The organism is Spirosoma radiotolerans (assembly GCF_000974425.1).
Taxonomy (GTDB): Bacteria; Bacteroidota; Bacteroidia; order Cytophagales; family Spirosomataceae; genus Spirosoma; species Spirosoma radiotolerans.
This window is the reverse complement of the sequence record NZ_CP010429.1, coordinates 2,603,083-2,625,143: the sequence shown is the minus strand read 5'-3', so window position 1 is coordinate 2,625,143 and position 22,061 is coordinate 2,603,083. Positions and strand designations below refer to the sequence as shown.

At 50.6% G+C, this 22,061-nt stretch carries 23 protein-coding genes; 13 read left to right on the top strand and 10 right to left on the bottom strand.

The window, feature by feature from the left end; genetic code table 11:
- Positions 1–53: 53 nt before the first annotated feature.
- Together SD10_RS10630 and miaE are read right to left on the bottom strand one after the other, a co-directional pair.
- Positions 54–3,083, bottom strand: coding sequence for a PD-(D/E)XK nuclease family protein (locus SD10_RS10630; protein WP_046573782.1), 3,030 nt, complete (start codon positions 3,081–3,083; stop codon positions 54–56).
- 95 nt (positions 3,084–3,178) lie between these two features.
- Complete coding sequence (miaE, locus tag SD10_RS10625; RefSeq protein WP_046573781.1) at positions 3,179–3,775, bottom strand: tRNA-(ms[2]io[6]A)-hydroxylase; 597 nt, start codon at positions 3,773–3,775, stop codon at positions 3,179–3,181.
- A gap of 149 nt (positions 3,776–3,924) precedes the next feature.
- On the opposite strand from miaE, the gene msrA reads away from it, so the two are divergent.
- The 9 genes from msrA to SD10_RS10585 all read left to right on the top strand — a co-directional run bounded on the left by msrA (position 3,925) and on the right by SD10_RS10585 (position 11,410).
- Positions 3,925–4,584 carry a peptide-methionine (S)-S-oxide reductase MsrA gene (msrA, locus tag SD10_RS10620; RefSeq protein WP_046573780.1) on the top strand — a complete coding sequence of 220 codons (660 nt, stop codon included), beginning with the start codon at positions 3,925–3,927 and terminating at the stop codon, positions 4,582–4,584.
- 15 nt (positions 4,585–4,599) lie between these two features.
- The gene (locus SD10_RS29650) at positions 4,600–4,764 is read left to right on the top strand and encodes a hypothetical protein (RefSeq protein WP_158500559.1); all 165 of its coding nucleotides are present in this window, start codon (positions 4,600–4,602) and stop codon (positions 4,762–4,764) included.
- A 65-nt stretch (positions 4,765–4,829) separates the two neighbouring features.
- On the top strand, positions 4,830–5,555 hold the full coding sequence (locus SD10_RS10615; RefSeq protein WP_046573779.1) for a hypothetical protein: 726 nt from the start codon (positions 4,830–4,832) through the stop codon (positions 5,553–5,555).
- Between the two features lie 84 nt (positions 5,556–5,639).
- A complete protein-coding gene (locus SD10_RS10610; RefSeq protein ID WP_046573778.1) occupies positions 5,640–6,653 on the top strand; it encodes a hypothetical protein in 1,014 nt (337 codons plus the stop codon).
- Positions 6,654–6,747: 94 nt separating this feature from the next.
- Positions 6,748–7,815 (top strand): hypothetical protein, encoded by a 1,068-nt coding sequence (locus tag SD10_RS10605; RefSeq protein ID WP_046573777.1) that lies wholly within the window; start codon positions 6,748–6,750, stop codon positions 7,813–7,815.
- 89 nt (positions 7,816–7,904) lie between these two features.
- Positions 7,905–8,408: a hypothetical protein gene (locus SD10_RS10600; RefSeq protein WP_046573776.1), complete on the top strand. Its 504-nt coding sequence runs from the start codon at positions 7,905–7,907 to the stop codon at positions 8,406–8,408.
- 18 nt (positions 8,409–8,426) lie between these two features.
- On the top strand, positions 8,427–9,125 hold the full coding sequence (locus SD10_RS10595) for a hypothetical protein (protein ID WP_046573775.1): 699 nt from the start codon (positions 8,427–8,429) through the stop codon (positions 9,123–9,125).
- Entirely contained in the window at positions 9,112–10,752 is a 1,641-nt protein-coding gene (locus tag SD10_RS10590; protein WP_046573774.1) for a S8 family serine peptidase, read from the top strand. The genes SD10_RS10595 and SD10_RS10590 overlap by 14 nt, the downstream gene beginning before the upstream one ends.
- 148 nt (positions 10,753–10,900) lie before the next feature.
- Complete coding sequence (locus SD10_RS10585; protein ID WP_046573773.1) at positions 10,901–11,410, top strand: O-acetyl-ADP-ribose deacetylase; 510 nt, start codon at positions 10,901–10,903, stop codon at positions 11,408–11,410.
- A gap of 2 nt (positions 11,411–11,412) precedes the next feature.
- Here SD10_RS10585 and SD10_RS10580 read toward each other — a convergent pair whose 3' ends face one another.
- The 4 genes from SD10_RS10580 to SD10_RS10565 form a co-directional block, all read right to left on the bottom strand.
- Positions 11,413–12,303, bottom strand: a complete 891-nt coding sequence (locus SD10_RS10580; protein WP_046573772.1) for a carbon-nitrogen hydrolase family protein — start codon at positions 12,301–12,303, stop codon at positions 11,413–11,415.
- Positions 12,304–12,434: 131 nt separating this feature from the next.
- Complete coding sequence (locus SD10_RS10575) at positions 12,435–12,698, bottom strand: DUF983 domain-containing protein (RefSeq protein WP_316933137.1); 264 nt, start codon at positions 12,696–12,698, stop codon at positions 12,435–12,437.
- A 329-nt stretch (positions 12,699–13,027) separates the two neighbouring features.
- Positions 13,028–13,429, bottom strand: coding sequence for a hypothetical protein (locus tag SD10_RS10570; protein WP_046573770.1), 402 nt, complete (start codon positions 13,427–13,429; stop codon positions 13,028–13,030).
- Between the two features lie 79 nt (positions 13,430–13,508).
- Positions 13,509–14,048, bottom strand: coding sequence for an NUDIX hydrolase (locus tag SD10_RS10565; RefSeq protein ID WP_046573769.1), 540 nt, complete (start codon positions 14,046–14,048; stop codon positions 13,509–13,511).
- Positions 14,049–14,114: 66 nt separating this feature from the next.
- On the opposite strand from SD10_RS10565, the gene SD10_RS10560 reads away from it, so the two are divergent.
- Positions 14,115–15,017, top strand: a complete 903-nt coding sequence (locus tag SD10_RS10560) for a DUF2911 domain-containing protein (protein ID WP_046573768.1) — start codon at positions 14,115–14,117, stop codon at positions 15,015–15,017.
- A 78-nt stretch (positions 15,018–15,095) separates the two neighbouring features.
- On the opposite strand, the gene SD10_RS10555 is transcribed toward SD10_RS10560, so the two are convergent.
- The 3 genes from SD10_RS10555 to SD10_RS10545 all read right to left on the bottom strand — a co-directional run bounded on the left by SD10_RS10555 (position 15,096) and on the right by SD10_RS10545 (position 18,202).
- Positions 15,096–15,347: a hypothetical protein gene (locus tag SD10_RS10555; RefSeq protein WP_148562421.1), complete on the bottom strand. Its 252-nt coding sequence runs from the start codon at positions 15,345–15,347 to the stop codon at positions 15,096–15,098.
- Between the two features lie 56 nt (positions 15,348–15,403).
- The gene (locus tag SD10_RS10550) at positions 15,404–17,092 is read right to left on the bottom strand and encodes a sodium:solute symporter (RefSeq protein ID WP_046573766.1); all 1,689 of its coding nucleotides are present in this window, start codon (positions 17,090–17,092) and stop codon (positions 15,404–15,406) included.
- A 201-nt stretch (positions 17,093–17,293) separates the two neighbouring features.
- Entirely contained in the window at positions 17,294–18,202 is a 909-nt protein-coding gene (locus SD10_RS10545) for a hypothetical protein (RefSeq protein WP_148562420.1), read from the bottom strand.
- Between the two features lie 237 nt (positions 18,203–18,439).
- Here SD10_RS10545 and SD10_RS10540 point away from each other — a divergent pair, with 237 nt between their 5' ends.
- The 3 genes from SD10_RS10540 to SD10_RS10530 all read left to right on the top strand — a co-directional run bounded on the left by SD10_RS10540 (position 18,440) and on the right by SD10_RS10530 (position 20,433).
- On the top strand, positions 18,440–18,880 hold the full coding sequence (locus SD10_RS10540) for a hypothetical protein (RefSeq protein WP_046573764.1): 441 nt from the start codon (positions 18,440–18,442) through the stop codon (positions 18,878–18,880).
- Between the two features lie 42 nt (positions 18,881–18,922).
- Positions 18,923–19,210 (top strand): hypothetical protein, encoded by a 288-nt coding sequence (locus tag SD10_RS10535; protein ID WP_046573763.1) that lies wholly within the window; start codon positions 18,923–18,925, stop codon positions 19,208–19,210.
- 182 nt (positions 19,211–19,392) lie between these two features.
- Positions 19,393–20,433, top strand: a complete 1,041-nt coding sequence (locus tag SD10_RS10530) for a sensor histidine kinase (protein WP_046573762.1) — start codon at positions 19,393–19,395, stop codon at positions 20,431–20,433.
- 143 nt (positions 20,434–20,576) lie between these two features.
- On the opposite strand, the gene SD10_RS10525 is transcribed toward SD10_RS10530, so the two are convergent.
- On the bottom strand, positions 20,577–22,055 hold the full coding sequence (locus SD10_RS10525) for a RagB/SusD family nutrient uptake outer membrane protein (RefSeq protein ID WP_046573761.1): 1,479 nt from the start codon (positions 22,053–22,055) through the stop codon (positions 20,577–20,579).
- Positions 22,056–22,061 lie beyond the last annotated feature (6 nt).

The window sequence follows — 22,061 nt, the reverse complement described above, 5'->3', positions numbered from 1 at the left end:
TAATTCGGTCCAGTAAATTATCAGATTACCAAGCCTTCCTTCTTCACCAGCACTTATCTTCCGCAAATGCCCTTGTAATCGCAGAACTGACAGGTTTCTATTTGGTCGGTTTTCTTGAACGGCTCGTTTAGGTCGAGCAAGCGCTCAATGAGTTGACGCAATAAATCCTCTGAATCTTTAATGTATTGGGCCGGGCTGTCATTGTCGCCAAACCGGACCGGGTTTGATTTGAAGCCACCGTTCACATCGCGGAATGAATAGAAACCCGCTTCAACCGGCAAGCCCTCCGCCTTAAAAATGTCCTTCTTGGCTCTGTCACGGGGCAGTCCGCCATAGTCGCTGATGTTTTTGAGGGCCAGGTATCGGTATAGCCACAACTGCCGCATTTTATCTTCCTTTCCGTCATTCAGTAGCTTGTCAATCAGGCCGATAGGTGTTTTGTCGGACAGATCAACCTTACCGGTTTTATAATCGACAATGCGAATCTGATCACCAAATTGCTCGATGCGGTCAATTTTACCCGCAATACGCACCCGGATCGGCGCACGGCCCTCCACAGAAACTGTCAGGTACGTTTCCAGGGTTTGCTCGGTACCGATGACGGTAAGACCCGTGAGGGCATTTTGCTGACGCTGGAAATCGAGCATCAGTTTCTGAGCCAGGTCATAGAGCAACAGGTTCATTCCCGATTCAATGACCCGCCCTTTCATGGAACTGGCAAATTCTTCTTCCAGCAGGTTCTTGATAATCGACTCGTCGATGGGTAACCCTTTCAGGCGATAGTCCAGATCCAGGCGCTCCATCACTTTGTGCAGCCAACTTCCGAATTCGGCAGCCCCCATTTTCTCCTCAATATCTTCCTCCTCACTGATGTTCACAATCCGGCTGAAATAGAAGCGCATCGAGCAACTCACAAACTGGTTCAGGTAGGACGGATATAAGCCTTTTGTGGTGAGCAATTTAATTAGATCGTCCCGTATGCGTTCCGTTTTTTGCACCCGCAGTTGGGCCAAATCGGCACCGGCCTGCTCGGTTGACCGCCCAAAGCGAACCGTCGGGCGGCTTATGCGAACAAGGCCTTTGGAACGGGGCACGAGTTCATGTTCCAGTTGTCGGATAAACCGGCTCGGCTCCCCTTTACTGCTTCCATATGCATCAGTTGAGGTGGTATACAACAACACCACGTCACTGGCTCGCTGCAGGAGCCGGTAAAAGTGGTAGGCCATAACGGCTTCCTGCTCCCGATACGTAGGCAGGAGCAGTTCCGAAGCTATATCGAACGGAATCAGCGAGTTAAGTTTCCGCGACTGGGGTAGAATCCCTTCGTTTACGGACAGGATAATAACCCGATCGAAATCCAGCGCCCTCGTTTCGAGCATCCCCATGATTTGCAACTGGCTTTTTCCTTCGCTGGTGAACGGGATGGATGTCTGCCGAATTAATTCATACAGAAATTGCCGAAAGCTTCGCACGGTAACCTCGGCCTGGCCCGTAGCCTGACGGCCGTTGCGTGCCCCTTTCCCCACGCTTCCCTGCCGCTCCAGGGTTGCTTCGAGTTGCTTGAGCAGGGTGAAAAACAGATATAGGTACTCAATTTCGATGGCATCCTGACTAGTCCGATACACATCGCGCAGGAGTTCGATCAGCTCGTAAAATGTCTGAATAGCCTTCATTGGCTCTTCATTGGGCCAACGTGTGAACAGTACCTGCACAAGCGGATCGTTCTGTCCTAGCTCTCTTATTTCCTGTTCGGTCAGGTAGACCCGCTGGTTCTTGACAATTTCTTTGGCAATCCACTGAAAGAGGGGTTCGGGCGGTAGCACGTCGCCATTGGGCAACACCTCCCCCGGCCACATGAGTCCGCGAATACGCTCATACTGCTTCAGGAACGGGTGATTCAGCAGCTTTACTATGTGGCGGTGATGAAATTTGGGAATCTTCAGATCACGCCCATCCCGTGTCCGGAATTCATGTACCGTTCGCTGCATCTCAAACAGCGTATCGACCAGGGTGAACATCAGCGACGAGCGCAACGACAGTCCCATCGTCACGTTTAAGTCCGTCACGTTTTCGTCGAGCGCATACAGCACCGGCACAAGCAGGGTTTCATCGGCCAGCACAATGGCCGTTCTGGGCGAACGGCTCGTGTTATTCCCCTGTCCTATAGGCCCGGCCTGTTGCCACTCGCTATAAATCTTACCGGCCACTTTCGTCTGCATGCTGGCATTGGCCACGCCGACTACGCGAATGTTTTTCTCCGTTCCGAGCAGATTGTTGGATTGCTGGACCAAATCGGCGTGGTTCTGTTTCGAAAAAAACCAGCCATTTTCTTTATATCGTCGCAGGAATTCGCCTGCTTCCTGACGGCGGTCGTCCATGTAATACTGGTCGGCGTCCCAGATGAGTTCGGCCTTTTGAGCATCGACTAGCACCCGAATGATGTGTTCCTCAGCCCGGCTGAGCGCATTGAACCCGACAAAATAAACCCGCTCATAGGCCAGATTATCCCGAATCAGCGACTCGACGTTCTGCGCCAGCAACCGATAGGCCATTCCCCGGTAAGCAAGTCCTTGTTCGTTCAGGCGTTCATGCAGGGCATGGTAAGCCGTTTGCAGGTTCTCAAACAGCTTGAAGTAGCGGGCCGTACCAGGCGTTTCTGCAATGGGTTTGGCCGTCGACGGCATATCGACCTGCCAGCGTTCGAGGGTTTTGGCTGCCGTGAGGTAACTAAAGAGTTCCGTTGGGCTAACGAGGTATTGATCGATCCGGTCGAAATCAGCTAACAACACCGATGCCCAACCGATAAACTGTTCAAACTCAACCAATGGGTCGATTTCTCTAAAAACGTCGTAAAGGTCAAATAGTAAACTAACCGAATCGATCAATTGGACACCCGCAGCCTGGGTAATAAAATCGTCGACAGCGAGGGCGTGGGGAGCCAGAAAAGGCCGGTCAGAAAGAGCCGCCAGTTCATCTAAAAAAACGGACACAGCCCGGCGCGTCGGCAAAATCACCCAAACGTCGCGTAAGCTAGGACCGTGGGTATCAAAAATTCGTTTAGCCGTTTGGCGAAGAAAAGTCATTCGTGCTTCGGTGAGTACGTGTTCAGCCGAACAGTAAAGATAACCCACGCTTTACTCAGTTCGGGACAAACGAGTCGATAAATTCCTTGATCTGCTCAGTGCATTCGATCACTACGGACGCCCAATTTTGCTATAATGTCAGCTTCTACTGCCAGAAACTCCTTCCACCGCTTCCGGACACGTTCGGCGGGCAGATAGGCTTCGGCCAAATCAATGAATGTGCGGTAATGACCGGCTTCTGAAATCATCAGTTCGCGGTAAAACTTTCGCAGGCTTTCATCGGCGATTTGCTCCGACAGGAGCTTAAAGCGTTCGCAACTTCGGGCTTCAATCAGGGCATTCATCAGCAGATTGTCCATCATCTGCTCTTTGTAATCGTTAATCGACCGACGCAACCGGGTTCGTACCTGATTAACGTATTCATCTTTTCGATGCCGTCCCAGCGGGATATCCCGTTTTTGAAGCTCTTTTAATACCCGGTGAAAGTGCCCCCACTCTTCGGATACGATGGGCGTTAACGTATCAACCAGCGTTGGCTGATCGAAATACTGGACAATCAGCGAAATACACGACGATGCGGCCTTTTGTTCGCACCAGGCATGATCAACCAAAATTTCGCCGATATTCATTTCGGCAATGTTGACCCAACGCGGGTCTGTGGGCAGTTCGAGCCCTAAAGTCGTTAGTGACATACAGATATAGCCGCAATACCCTGCGGTTCATAAGCAATAGGTTACAATTGGTAGCAGTGGGCCAACGAACAAAGTTAAGGCCTAAAGGGCGTTACTTTTACGCAACCCACTACCCCGCTTTTGTGTTAATCTACGTGTAAGGCTATCTCATGAAATTACTCGTTCACCTATTTATTCTGGCTGCCTTGTTTTTAGCGGGTTGCCAACAGCACCCAGCCGAGAAAACCGCGACCGTTATTGATACGAACCCAGCCAAACTCCCTGGTCTGCAACCCGGCGAGGCTGTAGCAACCGTGGCGGGTGGCTGTTTCTGGGCCGTTCAGGAGGAAATGAAATCGCTGAAGGGAGTACGGGTGGCCGTTTCAGGCTATGCCGGTGGTGATCTGGCCTACCCCACGTACGAACAGGTTGGCACCGACCAAACGGGACACGCCGAAGCGGTACAGGTTTATTACAGCCCCGACGTTATTTCGTATGACGTACTGCTGGATGCGTTTTTTGCCGGCCACGATGCCACTCAACTCAATCGGCAAGGTCCCGATATTGGGAAGCATTACCGCTCGGTGGTGTTTTACCGAACACCTCAGGAGAAAGCCCGCATCATAGCAGCCATTCAGCGGGAAAATGCGTCCGGACATCACCAGGGGCGAGTTGTTACGCAGGTGGTTCCCTATACGGCCTTCTACCCCGCCGAAGGGTATCACCAGGATTACTACCGCCAGAATCCCTACAACATGTATATCCAACTAGTTTCTAAAGCCAAAGTAGAAACGTTTAGAGAGCGGATGGAAACGTGGGTGAGGAAATAAGACTCGGTTTACGGTTTGTGGTTGGCTGGCGCGCCAACGGACCGGCGAAAGCAACTGATGCGTCAGCCAACCACAAACCGTAAACTACAAACCGTAAACCGTCCTTCCCTGCAACACATTGTCAACCCCCGCAACCGTTCGGCCAAATCTGATATTGTGGGATTGGCCGGAACCTCGTAACATTGCTTAGTCTTTTACAGAAGGGGTAAACCCGCCAATGAGTAGCTCCGAAACGATAGACAATTATGCCAGAACCTGACAAATCAATTGGTCGTAAAATCCTGAGTTTCTTCGTTAAAGACGAAGAGCCGGGTACGGCTACCGGCACACCGCCAGTGGCTTCATCGGCACCAGTCGTACCCCGCCCTTCGGCGAGCGTACCTACGCCCGGGGTCACCAGCCCTGGTTCGGTTACACCGGTAGGTGAGTCGCCGGTAAGTACGCCTGGCACTGTCGATTCCAAATTTGCTGAACATTTGGCCAACGTACTGGCGCAGAACAATCCGCCTGGCCCCGACTACTTCGAATTTCGGGAAACGCTGCGTAGCCTCAGCAACCTGGGTTTATCCGAAGAGAAGCAGTTTCAGGCGGCCTGGGCCAGTTTCAAAGCGTTGGCTGGCTCAGTAGACGTGACGGTGTTGACCAATACGGCAAATGGATATATTGCAGCCCTGAACAAAGACCGGGATGGGTTTGCCAAAAGCGTAGAAACCGCTCTGGCCGAACGCGTTGGCGGCTTACAGAATGAACAGAAACGGCTACAAACCGATAATGAGTCGCTGGCAAAGCAACTCGTGGAGATTCAGAAACAGATTGACGCCAATACAAACCGGTTGACGGCTATTACGGGCGAAATCACGGAACAGAGTGCGAAAATCACTCAGAACCGGCAAAATTATGAAACCACGTTTGCCCATTTTACCGACCAGATTAAAGATGATATCGCCAAAATGGCGCACTACTTAAAATAGGTTTTACTACTCGATGGACAGGCCTGTTGTAACGATGACCTCAGGCTCGCGAATACCAAAACCTCAAACCATAAACCCAAACAAATGGCAACTCCTGATTTTTCTAAACTTGGTGGCGGTGCGGACGTAGAAAAGCGTTCATTCTGGAGCCGTCCCGAAGGTGTTCTGGGCATGATCGTTCTGGCCGGCATGGCGGGATTAGGCCTGGTTTACTTTAACCGGATCATCGAATTTCTGATTCGCGCCACGTCGAACATCCTCGAACTATCGCTCCTGCTTGGCGCGCTGGGCGTTCTGATTTTCCTGTTCACCAGCAAAGATGTACGCACTGCCGTCTTCTTTCTGTTCAAATCGCTGATGCGTAGTATAACCGGTACGGTTATTCAATTGAATCCGATCGCTATCATGAAAATCTATATTGATGATTTGAAAGAGAAACGCGAAAAAATGCAGGGTCAGATTAATATTCTGGCAGGACAGCTCGTAAAGCTGAACAAAAAAATCAATGAGAACAACGAAGCGATCAAGCAGAAATTTGCCGAAGCCAATAAAGCCAATTCGCTGAGCGACAGGCCCGGTATGCGCGAAACGGCCCAACTGGCAACCATCGAAGGCGCCGGGCTTCAGGAAATGAATGAAAAGCTGCTCCCGCTCCAGCGTAACATGAAAAATGTGCTGGCGTTTATGGAAAAAGTAAACCAGAGCGCCGATTACATTATCAAGGAAACAGAGATCAAAGTTCGGCTCAAAGAGACAGAATATCAAATTGTTAAGGATAGCTCGAATGCCCTCAAAACGGCGGTCAGCATCTTTAAAGGTGATCCAGACAAGAAGTTTTACTTCGACCAGTCGATGGAATACATTCAGGACGACATGAGCATGAAACTCGGTGAAATGAAACGGGCGATGGATCTCTCGATGGATTTCATCAACGGCGTCGATATTCAGAATGGCGTTCTGTCCGACAAGGGTGAGGCTCTGCTGGAGGCTTACAACAAAGGCGAGTTCAAGATGGTCCAGCTAGATGCGCCGGCCCAGCCCCTCAACCTCGGCCCAAATCCTCAGAAGGACGCTGGCTATAAAAACCTGCTGGACTAATTTCAAATGAGTGATTGAATGATAAAATAGCCGACGCTGATCTTATTCAATCACTCTGACATTCAACAATTCAATCATTCAAAATTAATTTCTTATGCAACGATTAACTGTGGCCGGCCGGCTACTCATCACAGCCCTGATTCTGGCTGCCGCTTTCTTCGCGTTCCGTTACTTTGGTGGCAATGCGGCCTTGCGTAAACTGGCGCCCAAGGACGCTAAAGAAAAAGAATATTCCGAGTCGCAGACGATGCCCCGGGCTGACGACAAAACAGCCGAAGGAGCCGTCGAAGAATCATCGGCATCTTCGTCAGAGGCATCATCTGGCTCGTCGGAAAGCGAAGCGACGGATCAGCCGCGTCAGGCGTTTAATTACACCGCTCCGGAGCCTCAGAATGGCCAGTTGAAAGGTGTCGTTGAATTAGGCGCCAGTGGCTTCAACTCATTTATTGTCAGAATTGACGACCAGAAACGCTGGAAGCTCGAAAAAGCTGAATTCGGGAATAGCCTAGTTATGGAGAACATGGCAAGCGATAATGACATTCGGACAGGCTTAAAGAGTTACATCGGCAAAATGCTTGACTTTGGTGTGGGCGGACGCAACATTCACTTTGTGGTTAGTTCAGGAGCGCTCAAAGCCGAAGGAACCCAAAAGATCATCAAGGCCCTAAAGTCGCTGAATTATTTTGTCAACACGGTTACGCCCGAGCAGGAAGGTTCCCTGGGGCTGCGGTCGGTGCTACCCGCCGACTATGCGGACAATTCGTTTGTCACAGACATCGGTTCAGGCAACACCAAGATCTCCTGGAAGCAGGGCGAGTCCATCAAGTCGCTGGAAACGTACGGAGCCAAGTATTTTGAGAATGGAACCAGTGATGAAACCGTTTCAACAGAGGTCTCGGCGAAAGCGAAACAGGTGCCCAACGATCACCGTAAAACCTGCTTTATCATCGGTGGTGTACCATTTGAACTGGCCAAGTCGGTGCGGAAAGGCAAGGAACGCTACACCGTTCTCGATGCGCCATCGGCTTACAAACTGGAAAGTGCCAAATCGAAAGCGGGCCTGAATATTTACAAAGCCATTGCCGATGCAACGGGCTGCAATCAGTTCGTTTTCGACTGGGACGCCAACTTTACGATTGGCTACTTATTGACGCTTAAATAAAATGAGTAAAAGAACGAAAGAGTGAAAACTGCCGAAACGCTCTTTCACTCTTTCGTTCTTTTACTCATTCGCTCTTTTACTCCACCACCATGACACTGCGCGATGTATTTGCGGCCTTATCCGGCCAGCCAATTATGTTATTCCTGCTCCTGTCGGCCGTACCGACAGGAGCTTTTTTAGTTAATTTATGGTCGGGTGAAACGGCGGAGGCCATCTGGAAATGGCGCTACGTCTATGCGGTTCTGGTGTATCTGGCCTGCATTCCGGGCATTTTTGCCGTTACCCTCAACATCTACCTGTTTTTGTTCGAGCGCCAGAGCATCTGGGATATGAATCTCGGTCTGCAAGTGCTGCCGGTATTGACGATGGTAGCCACGCTGATGCTTATTCGGCGCAAAATCCCGTTCAGCTATATTCCGGGCTTCGGTAAATTATCCAGTTTTCTGACCCTGATCGGGGCAGTCATGGGCATCCTCTGGTTCATTGACCGCACCCGTATTTACGCAGTTACCTACGTTCCTTTCGCCTATATAGTCGTTGGGTTTGTCGCCCTGCTGCTGATAATCCGTTTCGCCTGGAGCCGGATTTTTTGATAGTCATCTCCCTTTCGTATGCCCTATTCTTTGTCTGCAAGTTTCCGGATAGTGGTCGCTCTGGCGTTATTATCAGGTTGCCAGCCAGCCATAACCGGGCTCGCCCCAGCAGACTCTGCTTATTTTCCGCTGGAGACGGGTCAGTTTTGTATCTACACGGTACAGGAAGATCAATACCGGCTTCAGGCCGAGCCGATACAGCGAAATTACCAAATCAAGGAAGTTGTGGGAGCGCCGTACACAGACGTAGCTGGCCAAACGGCCTACCGACTCATGCGTTACCGACGCGCTACCGACAGCCAGCCCTGGCAAGCCGATTCGGTATGGTCGGCCCGGTTAGTCACGAATGAAGCCGTCCGTACAGAAAATGGTCAGGATTTTGTTAGCTTACTATTCCCAATCCGTAACGGGTTGACCTGGAACGGCAACCGGCACAATGCATTCGGACCCGACGAGTACGAGGTACGCAACGCAGGCCAGCCTTTTCGCGTATTGGAGAAGTTGTTCAATGAAACCGTCACGGTGGTGGCTCAGGACGATTCGACGCTGGTTTCGCAGGAGAAACGAATAGCGGTGTATGCCCGGCAGGTTGGGCTGATTTATAAAGAGCGGACGTCTCGTCAATTTTGTACGACTAGTCCAGGTTGTATCGGGAAGAACCAGATTGATTATGGCATTCGACAAGTGTATCGTATTCAAACGTATGGAAAGGAATAAGTCGGGCTGGTTCCTGCTGGTCCTGTTAATTTTCCAGTTGACCAGCTTTGCTCAGACAACGCGCAAGTATCTGGTACTACTGGGCGATAAGGCAAACTCGCCCTACAGCGTCAGCCGCCCCGAACAATTCCTATCGCAGCGCTCCATATTGCGTCGGCAAAAACAGGCAATTTCCATACTCGAACGTGACTTACCGGTCAACCCCACTTACGTGACGCAACTACAGCAGGCCGGAGCCAGAATCTGGTTCACCTCACGCTGGCTCAATGCGGTGCTGGTCGAAACCAACGATATCACCATAGCTACGATACAGAAACTTCCTTTTGTAAAGGGGCTGGAATTTGGCCGGTCGCTGGCGGCTGCCCGTGTGAGTGCCGAAACCCAACCTAAAACCGTTAAAAAGCTGGAGTCTTTAACCAGTGTGGCCGACGCCCCGCTGGATTATGGTACTTCGCAGGCGCAGATTACCCAGCTCGGGGTGGACAAAATGCACCAGATGGGGTATCATGGCGAGGGGATGCTCATTGGCGTGCTGGATGCAGGGTTTCTGAATGGCGACAAAGTAGGTTTTCTTAAACCGCTCCTGGATGAAAAACGGGTGCTGGCAACGTATGATTTTGTAAAGAAAGAAACGAGCGTGTATGAAGACGATGCGCACGGGCTCTCGTGTTTGTCGGCCATTGCCGCTACCGCCGACAAACAATTGTATGGAACGGCTTACAAAGCGTCGTTTATTTTACTTCGTACCGAAGATGCCGATACCGAAAAGCAAATTGAAGAAGCCAACTGGCTGATCGGTGCTGAATATGCCGACAGTGCGGGAGTCGATGTGATTAGTTCATCCCTGGGTTATACGCAGTTCGATGATCCAAACACCAGCTACACCTACCAGAATATGGACGGAAAAACAGCACTCTCCAGCCGGGCGGCCCAGATTGCGACTGAAACGGGCATGGTTGTGGTGGTAGCGGCCGGGAATGAAGGCAGTGATGCCTGGCGTTATTTATCGGCACCGTCTGATGCGGCATCTGTGCTCGCGATTGGTGCCGTTACCCAAACCGGGCAGCGGGCTTCGTTCAGTTCGTTTGGCCCCTCCGCCGACCAACGCGTGAAACCCGATTTGGCGGCTCGGGGGCAGGGAACTACTATCGGAGATCCGGGCGGAAACATCGTTTTGGGCAATGGTACTTCCTTTGCCACTCCCCTTGTGGCTGGCCTGGCAGCTGGCTTCTGGCAGGCCCACCCCCGCTTAACGGCGGCCCAGGTTACGGAAGCCCTTCGCCGGTCGGGGAGTCAGTTTGGCAATCCCGATGACCAGTTGGGCTATGGTATTCCCAATTTTGAGCGGGCATCTGTTTTGGCTGATGCCTACGGCCAATTGCTGGTCTACCCAAATCCGTTCAGCGATGCCGAGCCCCTCGGGATTCAATGGGGAGAAATTCAGGCGAATACACCGCTGGATGCGACGTTGACGAATGCCGCCGGCCGGATCGTCTGGCAGAACCGCTACACCTCGGCAGGAATAAGCGCGTTTATATTACCCAATCTGAACCTGTCTGCGGGCATGTATTTCATGACTCTTGTTTCAGGAGATAAAAAACGGACGGTGAAGTTGATAAAACTGTAACACAGGAACAGGTTTGTGGTTTGTAATATACGGTTTGTGGTTGGCTGACGCGTCAGCGGACCGGCGAAAGCAATTCGTGCGTCAGCCAACCGTGCGACGGATCGCCGTTAACCACAAACCGTAAACTGAATACCATAAACCTGTTCCTATGGCAATCATTCGGGTTATTCAAGGCGACATTACGAAGCAACAGGTTGATGCCATTGTGAATGCGGCTAACACCAGTTTGTTGGGTGGCGGGGGCGTTGATGGAGCCATTCATCGGGCAGCCGGACCCGACTTACTGGCCGAATGCCGGACGCTCAAAGGATGCGATACCGGCGATGCCAAGATTACCAAGGGATACCGGCTTCCGGCAAAACACGTCATTCATGCCGTTGGGCCAGTCTGGCGGGGTGGTAACCACCGCGAAGCTGAGTTACTGGCGAGTTGTTACCAAAGAGCGCTGGAGATTGCCACGCAGAACGGCTTAGCGAGCATTGCCTTCCCCAATATCAGTACCGGCGTTTACGGCTACCCCAAAGACAAAGCGGCCGATACGGCTGTAGCGGCCGTGAACCACTTTCTTGATCGGCCGACGTCCATTCGGGACATTTTCTTCGTTTGCTTTGATGCTGAAAACCTGTCACTTTACGAACAGCGACTTAAACAGGTGTAGGCTTAAAAAGTGAAGAGATCAGGACGACTGTAATGACCAATCACATCGAAATCAAGCTTGCTTTTCAATACCTCGTCCAGGTCCAGATCAGCGATCAGGATACCCTCCTCATTCCATAAAGGCCCTGCGATAAATTCACCCTGTGGCGAAACAATGGCACTGCCTCCCTTACTCAGGACAAGCTCATCGTCCGTCAGCATCGACTGGTACTCTTCCGGATAATCATCTCGGGTAAAATACTGATTACACCCAAGCACAAAGCAACGGCCCTCGCAGGCAATGTGCTGGAGTGTGGCAGGCCACGTTTGGCGGGCATCGGCAGTTGGAGCCAGGTAGAGTTGCGGAGCCTGCTGGTAAATCCGCATTCGGGCCAATGGCATGTAGTTCTCCCAACAAATCAGGCCACCCATTCGGCCAACGGTCGTGTCGAAGGTTTGCAGAGAATCCTTCCCCGTTCCTTCGGCCCACACCAATCGCTCAACGCCGGTTGGCTTAATTTTCTGATGCTTTCCCAGATAGCCGTCCGTTGGGGATATATACATCAGGGTACAATACAAGCTTCCGTTCAGGCTGTCGCGTTCTGTTATGCCAATGGCCAGATAAACGCCGTTGTCGCGGGCAATCTGTTCCAGCCGACTCACTTCAGGGCTGGGAACCTGTACACTGTTTTGCCAGTACGTTTTGTAGAGTTCGCGACCGGCATCCGTTCGCAACCCAATGGTCGCACCAAACGTAAATTTTCGGGGATAACCGGGAATGAACGACTCCGGGAAAAGCAAAAACTGGCAGCCTTTTTTAGCCCCGTCGGCCACTAAAGTTTCTAATTTATCAATTGTCTTCGTGCTATCGAAGAACACCGGAGTTGCCTGAACTACCCCAACTTTTACCTGCATACGTTTATTCGGTCATGTCTACCCCTTAACATAGTCCGCAAAATAGCGCATTTTATCCGCGTTAACACGATAAAATGCGCTGGAACATATCAACGATCAATGCGGGTGTGGGGACCAGCTAAGACAACAAACTAACCAGCTACGGGTTTGGGGGCAATAAAGATCGACAACCAGGTACGGCGGGCGAGCCGGAAGAAGTAAGGCGTTAAGAGGATCAGCGTTGGCACTAATCCAACCAGATAGTAATCCAGATCTACGTCCAGCCATTTGACGAAAATGAAAAATGTAAGGAGGGTATAAATGGTATAAAACGCATAACTCACAAACATCGACGCCCAGTAGAAACCAGGTTCAGGCATGAAGTTTTCGCCACAATGCGGGCAGTGATCGTGCATTTTGTCAAAATTTCGGCTGAACGCGCTCTTCGAAACAAAGAAGTCGCCCTCCTGACAACGAGGACATTTATTGTTCACTATGCTGTATAAACGACTATGGTTGACTGACATGATGTTATCGATTTTAGGTTGATGCCTTTATCGGGCGTAGGTCTGGCTCTTTTTATAAGACAAAGGTAAGCCAGAGACAGCTGGTCCGGAAAGACAGATCAAGACGTGTATGGTACAAATCAATGATGCACTACCAACAACCCCTGCATCAATAAGGAGCCAAAAAGAAACGGGTCAACTGCACGTGCAGTTGACCCGTTGTGCTCAATTCAGTTCTGTTAATTACCAATCGTTGTGCTGTCCGTCCTGCGTTTTTTAACGTAATACTCATCCATCGGAACAGTCGGTTTAGGCTCACTAACCCGTTGCACTTTATAATTCCGGTCAGCCAGGCTTGCCGATGGCGTGTGGTCGATCTGAATACCACCCGTTGGCTGCTGGTTAGGCATTTGATTTTTGTAATTAGCCAGCCGTGGATCGCTTGAAGCCGGTTGCTGCACAACAACACCAGCCTTACTTTCCTGACGTCGGGCGGCCGCAGCCATATTAGGATGCTTGTAGTTATGGGTCGAATACATCGGATTATTCAAGGGCTTTCGCGCTCCATCATCCTGCGAAAAAGCTTGCCCTGACAGCGCCAGCAGGCTGATGCCAGTAAGCAAAAATACGACTGATTTCATGGCTATTTCTATGGTTTTGTTGTCCAGCAAAGCTACTACTTCATCAGATTAAAAAACAATTAAAATATCTACTATGTTTTTAGTTTACAACTTTTTTACGCAACATTCTTAAAATAGATTCAGAATCTGTTAGACTTTTGGCCTTTTCGACAGAAAACCACTGAATATTTGTAATTTCATTAGAATTACCAAACGCTTCCATAAAGTCGGCTTCAAACAAAAAACGAATGTCATAATGAAGGTGTGCCGGTACATTTTTTCGAAGCGGGATCTCGTGAACATCGACATCGAAAATACCAGCGCCAATACGCTTAAGAGAAGTTAATCCGGTTTCTTCCTGGGCTTCGCGCAAGGCCACCGCAGCCACATCAGGATCACCATCGGCATGACCACCGGGCTGTAGCCACCGGTCAAGCTTCCGGTGGTGAATAAGCAACACCTGCTCGCGATCCGGGCTAACAATCCAGGCCGACCCCGTTACGTGCCCAATCAACAAAGACCGATCAAAACAATTGGGATAAGTCCTGACAAACGCAATGGTTGCCTGTGTCATAGCCTGCTCGGTAGCGTCGGCCGGGGTGTGTTCCTGAAGCAGGGTGATCAATGGTTCGCGGTGCATACGTTGGCTTTTTGTCTAAAAAAGTCGCAATTTGGGGGAGATTTTTTAAATAGTCTATCGACAATCATGCGCAAACTTTCGCTTACAGCAGTTGCTATTTGTTTAGCAGCGCAATTAACCACCGCACAAATTAAGTTGCCATCACCCAGCCCCGGCGCATCGGTTATGCAAACCGTGGGGACGACTGACATTACCGTAACGTACTCGCGACCAAGCCTGAAAGGACGCGATCCTTTTGTTGGTTCGTTTGTTCCAGCGGGTAAAATCTGGCGCACCGGGGCCAATGGCGCTACGATTTTTACGACTACCACCGACTTGATGGTGAATGGCAAAACGCTGCCAGCAGGGAGTTACTCGATCATGTCGATTCCAAACGCCGACGCGTTTACCCTCATTTTCAACAAAGACAAAGCCGTCACGGAAGCGTCGTACAAGCAAGCCGACGACGTACTGCGGGTTGACCTGACACCGAAGGAAAATAACGAGAAGATTGAAACTTTTACCATTGGCTTTAGCGATTTGACCGACAGCACGGCCAAAATGAATTTCATGTGGGCTAACTCGAAAGCCAGCGCCGATTTGCGCGTCGATGTGAATGCCAACTCAGCCGCCAACGTGGACAAAGCCGTAGCCGACAAGCCTGAAGATGCGGCTGTGCTACAGGCAGCCGCCAACTACAACCTCTCGAAAGGTCGTAACCTGGAGCAGGCTTTAGGCTGGATCGACAAGTCGATTTCCCTGAAAGAAACCTACCGTAACCTGTACGTAAAATCGCAGATTCTGGCCAAGATGGGCAAATACACCGAAGCGGTTCCTCTGGCTAAAAAAGCCCTGTCTATGGGTCAATCGTCCAATGATTCGGCGTTCCCGTTTTTCAAGGAAGGTATCGAAAAAAGCATCGCTGAATACACCGCCCAAATCCCTGCCATGCCGGCTATGAAACCTGGCAAGGGCAAGAAAAAGGCGTAAATAAACCTCACTCTTCTCTTAATAAAAAAGCCCGGTTCGATCATTCGAACCGGGCTTTTTTATTAAGAGAAGAGCAATCTATTTTTTAATCTGCTTGGCAATTAACTCCACTTCTTCTTTTATCTCAGCAATTTTAGCGATTTGCATATGACGCCTATCTGACCTAAGCAATAGATTCCTGACAAGACCTTTTCTAACCTTTTGTGCACGTTCCAAACCGCGTTCCAGTCCACGTTTGAATAATGGATCACGCTCTTCTTTGAAAAAATCTGATGCTCTCAGCATAACAGTATCAAGTAGTACTTCTAAAGTACGGCGATGTCCTAACACACGCAACTGGTTCAGGGGCTGGGCGTAATTGGCTTTAAATGAGCAGTCAACACGCCTTATGAATTTTGGGGCATGATTCGCTGCAGCGCCCAGGCAATGCCTACAACCAGCAGACACCCAATGACATTGAGCCATAAGAAGGCCGTCAGATCGAGGTACCAACTCACTACCACGAGTATTTCCGCCAGTATCGACGCCCAGAACGTAGCCCGACCACCAATGGATTTGGCGTAAAACGCAACGACAAATACCCCAAGAATGACGCCGTAAAACAATGACCCCAGGATATTTACAGCCTCGATCATACTGCCTAGTCGGTTGGCAAACTGGGCGACAACAATACAAAACACCCCCCACCCTACGGTAGACCAGCGCGAAACAGCCAGGTAATGCGCATCGTCGGAATCGCTCTTCATCAGCCGTTTGTATATGTCGACAACCGTTGTCGAAGCCAGTGAATTATAGGCGGAGGCTATGCTCCCCATCGATGCGCTGAAAATAACGGCAATCAGCAAGCCAATCAGGCCGTGTGGCAGGTAGTCTAGGACAAACCGCAGGAAAACATAATTAACATCGTTGACGTCTGCCGATGGATTGTTTTGCTGAATAAGTTTGGTAACATCCGTTTTAACTGCTTTCAGAGCTACATCCGTTTGGCGTAGTATGGACCCTGCCGCATCCTGCGCAGCTTCGTTGTTCGTGGTCAGTGCTACCTGCATATCCTGCACCGCCCGCTGTCGCTGAGCCGTCAGGTTTTGGTGCTTGATCTCGGCCAGTTGGTAGGCAGATGCGTACTTGCTTTGCTTTAGTCGGTCGGTTTCCTGCTTGTTGAAGAAGGTCGGCGATGGATTGTATTGATAAAAAACAAACACCAGTACACCCACCAGCAGAATCAGAAACTGCATGGGTACTTTCAATAACCCATTCATCAGCAATCCCAACCGGCTTTGTCCAATCGACTGGCCAGTGAGGTAGCGTCCCACTTGCGACTGGTCGGTGCCGAAGTAGGAAAGTTGAAGAAAAAAGCCGCCAATCAGGCCCGACCAGAGGTTGTAGCGGCTGTTTGGGTCGAACTTCAGGTCAATGAGGTTCATTCGTCCCGCTTCCCCTGCTACGTGCAGGGCATCCACGAAACCGACACTTTCGGGTAGCATCTTAACGGTCAGGTAGCCCGCCAGCCCCATGGCGAAGGTGACAATGGCCATCTGCTGAAGGTGCGTGTAGGAAATGGCTTTTGTACCGCCCGTAACCGTATATACGAGTACAATACCACCCATGAGCAGGTTGGTCCAGTAGATGTTCCAGCCCAGAATTGTGGACAGAATAATGGCTGGGGCATAAATCGACAGTCCCGTCGACAACCCCCGTTGCAACAGAAATAAGCCTGCCGTAAGTGTCCGCACCCGCGCATCGAAACGGGTTTCCAGAAATTCATAAGCGGTGTAAATCCGCAGCTTATGAAAAATCGGAACGAACGTAACCGACAGTACCACCATGGCCAGGGGCAAGCCAAAATAAAACTGCACAAAGCGCATTCCATCACTAAAGCCCTGCCCCGGCGCCGACAAAAATGTGACGGCGCTGGCTTGGGTAGCCATCACCGAAAGCCCCACATGATACCAGGGCAGCGATTGCCCGGCTAGCAGGTAATCGTCCATACTCCGGCTACCCCGACTGCGCCACAACCCATAGGCGATGATGCCTATCAACGAAAGAGCCAGTACGCTCCAGTCAAGAATACTCATGACAACCAGCGCATTAACCCGTAAAAAAACAAGATTTCGACTACCAGGCTACCAATCACAATAGCATAAAGTTGTGTCCACGAACGAGCAAACGGGGGTAAATCAGAAGGATTTTCAGGCATACAGGAATGGCTTATCTGACAATAACGGCGAAAATAGCGGAAATCGGTGTATTACAGCCGCTATTCTCATGCAATCAGCTTATTTACCAATTTTCAGGTGGTAGCTCGCGTAAGGTGCAAACGTCACCAGACTGGAAACGCCGGGGCCAATAAAAAACGGAATATAAGCGGCCAGGTCAAACGCGTGGCGCCGACGATCGAACCGAATACCCGCCGACAACATACCGCCAAAATTGACCGACCCACGTCCTAATAAGACAAAGTTCTCAGTAATGAAGGAAAGTTTGGGGCTAACTTTCCGAACCAACCCGAATGAACCGACCACCGTGCGCGACAGTTCGCCATTGGATACGCCCCAACCCAGGCCGAATGTCGTGTTGTTTTGCCGATCGCCGGTCGTTACGATTCCCTGCAGGTAGCCAGCCCCCTGGATTGATCCCCGCCCCCCGCCAATCAGGAATCCATCTGATTGAATCCCTATATATTGCCCGCTGACGCCTAACCGCACCCGATCACCAACCGGGAAAGAAACTTTCGTTGATAGGCTAAAGACCGCGATGGGGACGAAGGTAAAAAATGTAGTTCCAACGCTCCAGTTATCCGTTATACCGTATTCGAACTGACTGAAATACAGCAGGTAATTTCGATAATAAAGTCTATTTCTTTCGGCAGAAAAAGCCGTTGGGGCTAACCGCATGGTTTGCGAAAACTGGTTTGGATAGCTCGCTCCTTCGGCCTGAGCACCCTGCTGCTCTATACGGACGATCTGATCCGATCGTAGCCGGACTTCACCGAGGTTTTTGGTGCGGATAATGGCCTCTGCACTATCCTGCCGTACCAGTTCACCCCGTAGCTGGGTACCGTCTTTCAACAGAATTGTGTACGTCGGCCTTGGCGGGGCGGGCAGTTTTTTGGGTTGGTAATAGTCATCCTGGGCCATAGCCAGACTGGCCACCAACAGAAATGAGAGAAGATACAGGTGTTTCATGAAGCAAACCATCCAGGCAGAGGGGTCAACGCTTACCAATTAACGAACAAATCCCGCCAATGCAAACAGAACCCTTCACCAACTCATCGGGCACAAACGGCACTTCAGCGGGTCATTCTACCGCTTGAACACAGTGGCTCTTCATCGTGCCAGGATGACCTGCCATTTTTGCCATGTCCTTCCGGAACACAAGCGCAATACCAACTAAAAACCTCTTTCCAAAAACAACAAATTCAAATGAAACAAACCGTTCACGTCCGCTTTGCGTGGCTTATCTTATTGATGAGCACGACCCTTTTTACGGCCTGTAAAAAGGGCAACGACGATTCCATCATGCCTGCCGATGCCGCCACTCAGGCCGCTGGTACTTACACCTATTCGGAGCTGTCGTATGATGGCAAAACGCTCCCCGCCAGCCAGACTAACCTACAGGGATCGATTCGGGTCACCCGACAAACGGGATCGACGGTTTCTTTGGCGTTAGACATCCGCCAGAAATCAGACAACAGTGAATTTATGGTGGTTTCAGCCAGTGACGTTACCGTGGCCGATGCGGGCAAAGGGACGCTGACGTTCAGCTACGAAGGAGATCAGATTGGCTCATTGAGCAACAACAAACTGATTATCAACGGCGAAGATGACAAGAATGTCCGATTCACGATTGGTGCTACCAAATAAACATTCAGACCTACTTTTTCCGAACACATAAGTCAAATCTACATGAAACCGCTCAAAAAATACGCTCTGTTAGCCCTGACGCTTCTCACTGTAGGCAGTTCATTAACCAGTTGCGCTACCGTTTTTGGTGGTCGTATCACAGACGGTCAAAAACGCAGACCGATGCCAGGAGAAACACAGCGCCAGGTGCGGGCGGGGGCGCTCATTGCCGACATCCTGCTCTTTCCCCTAATTAGTATCCCCGTTGATTTTGCCACAGGTGCCATATACAAACCCAGGCAGGCTGCCCCAGTTACGTCGGTGGCGACTCAACAACCGACGAAGAAATAAGTAAAGGTTAGGTTAGTTAAGCTTGAATTCCTGGTACGAATAACGCGCCAGGAATTTTTCATAAGTGAAACCGGGTTTAAGCAGCAAAAATCACAGGTGGGTGCTGACCTGATTTGCGGGTTTTCAAAGGCTAAAGCTAAAACTCATTATCTTGTGGCAAAATGGGGCGTTCATTAAGGCCAATGCAACAACTAAATGACAAGTGGATGCGACTGGGTGGCGTTGCCCTGCTGGCACTGGTGGGGCAATGGGTTATGTTCGGCTACACCAACGTGCCTTACCCCGCTGACTGGCGTATCCCCCTGTTCTTCATGACGGGCTCGGTTGTTGTGTGGGAATGCAACCGGCGAGGCATCATTGTTTCTCGCCAGCGGTATCCCGAGCTGGCCCAAACAGGGCACCGGGTATTGTTTCAATTGATCTGGTTTGTCCTGTTTGCCAGTGCTATCCGCATTTCGCAGACCTTCATTTACCACCAGATTGGCCTTTTCCCAGCCGAAGATTACTTCCTGTTCAAGCCTTATTTTTTCAATACGCTCGTATCGGTTGTCGGTACGATCCAGGTTGCGGCCGTTTTCGAAGGGATGTACCTCTATGAACGCTGGAAGGTTGCCTACATCGAAACGGAAGAACTAAAAAAAGTGAACCTGCAAAGCCAGCTCGATTCGTTGAAGATGCAGCTTAATCCGCACTTTCTGTTCAATAATTTGAATTCGCTTTCTTCCTTAATAACAACCGACACCGATCAGGCGGATAGTTTTCTGAACGAGCTATCGTCTGTTTACCGCTACCTGCTTCAGCAGAACAAGCGCGATCTCTGCCCACTTTCCGATGAACTGACGTTTATAAATGCCTACTTCCATTTGCTCAAAGCCCGCTATAGCGACGCCATCTTTATGGAGGTCGATGTTGAAAACAAGTACCTGTCGTATCAGATTCCAACGCTCACGCTCCAGCTCCTTTTCGAAAACGCGATCAAGCATAACATTATCCTGGCCGAGCAGCCGTTAAGGATTCGAGTATACACCCGGGACGGGCGATTGATCGTCGCCAACAATCGGCAGATCAAGAAAGTAACTGTCCCCTCTCCCCGCAATGGGCTTCAGAATTTTATCACCAAGTATAAGTTACTCGGCCAGTCACCCGTCATTGTTCAGGATGATGTCGAAGCAAAAACCTTCTCGGTCAGTATGCCGTTACTGCTACCTACTTACGCGGAGTAATGGGTTTGTACCCACGGGCTTCAGTCCGTGTTTCAATTCATGCATAGAGTAAACCAAAACAGGGGCTGAATACAAACCCATTAAACGCAACGCGCCTAACTGTGCATACAGTTAGGCGCGTTGACATTACGTTAAAAGGCGGTTTATAACGGATTTTGAACGATTGCTTTATTGGCATTTATTTCCCGCCGTGGAATCAGAAACTCCCATTGAACATCGCCGGGGGCTACATCGAACAGAACAGCTACAGCCGAGCTGATGTTCGCTCCGTTCCGGTTCAGCGGCAGGTTCATCCGTTTGAGGTCAGTAAACCGAAAACCTTCGCCCCATAATTCGATACGCCGGTTGAATAAAATCTCATCGATCAGTTGTGTACCGGTGCTTGTCGACAGTTTGTAGGAAGGATCCCGCTTACTGACCAGATCGAACAGCACGCTGGCCGCAGCCGTGGCGTTGCCCAGACGCGCCTGCGCTTCGGCTTCGATCAAATACATCTCCGCAGCCCGCATGTAGGGAATATCGCCCATTGCGCTGGTGGATGGCGTGCCCGGCAGCCGGAACTTCTGGTTCATGTAGGGAGCCCGTACGCCACCCGTTGGCACAATGGAGTTGGTTGTCGTTGGCGTCTTTACCCACATTTTCGACCGGACATCCGTAGCTGGAATCCGATCGTAGAGCAGGCTGTTGATGACTTTCGGCGTTACACGAATGTTGGTCGAGTTGTAGTTGCTGGACATATACGAGTGGAACGCGCCAAAAAACTCCGACTGATCTTCAACATGGTCAAAACCCCATATCCACTCAGGATTGCCGATATCCGAAAATCCTTCCTGATACTGGGCTGTGGTCATTAAAGAATACCCCTTGCGGGCTTCGGCGGCATATTTGGCCGCATCAGCCCAGTTCTGTTGGGTCAGTGCCACCCGAGCCTGGAAGCCTTTTATCACCTCCAGGTTTATGTGCGACTTAAAGCTACGAGCCGAGGTCAGCAGTGTGGCAGCATCAGCCAAGTCCTTATTGATCTGGGTGTATATCTCCTCGACCGTTGCCCGGGGGAGGCCCGCTGTGGTGGGTGTCAAGACAAGCGGGACACCAGGCTGACTATTGGGTTTGGCAGCGGCATCGTACCGCTTTCCATACAGCTGCACCAGATTGAAATACGAGAACGCCCGGATTCCCAAAGCCTCTCCTTTAACCTGATTCCGTTCTGCCTGGGTGCCTGCAGCGTTGTCTATATTGGCAATACCAATGTTTGCATTCCCAATTAGCCGGTAATACAACTCGTAAGGCAGTTGATCACCAACCGATGTTTCCGAGCGGTGGGCCTGCCACCGCTGTTCGGGCAGGTGCCAGGTATTGGATGTGTTGCTCAACACTAAGTCTTCGCCCAGCGCATCGATGATGATCATCATGGCTGGATGCCCAAAATGACCTTGTGAGCTGAGGTACCGCACGACCATTGCCCGGTAAATTCCATTGATGGCACTGGCTGCATTTTTCGTGGTGGCATACGCAGCCCCGGCATCGATGCTAGCGGTGGGCGACGTTTCCAGATAGTCTTTTTCGCAGGCTGTTGTCAGCAGACCCAGCGCTAATACTAGAGTTATATATCTTGCTTTCATGAATTG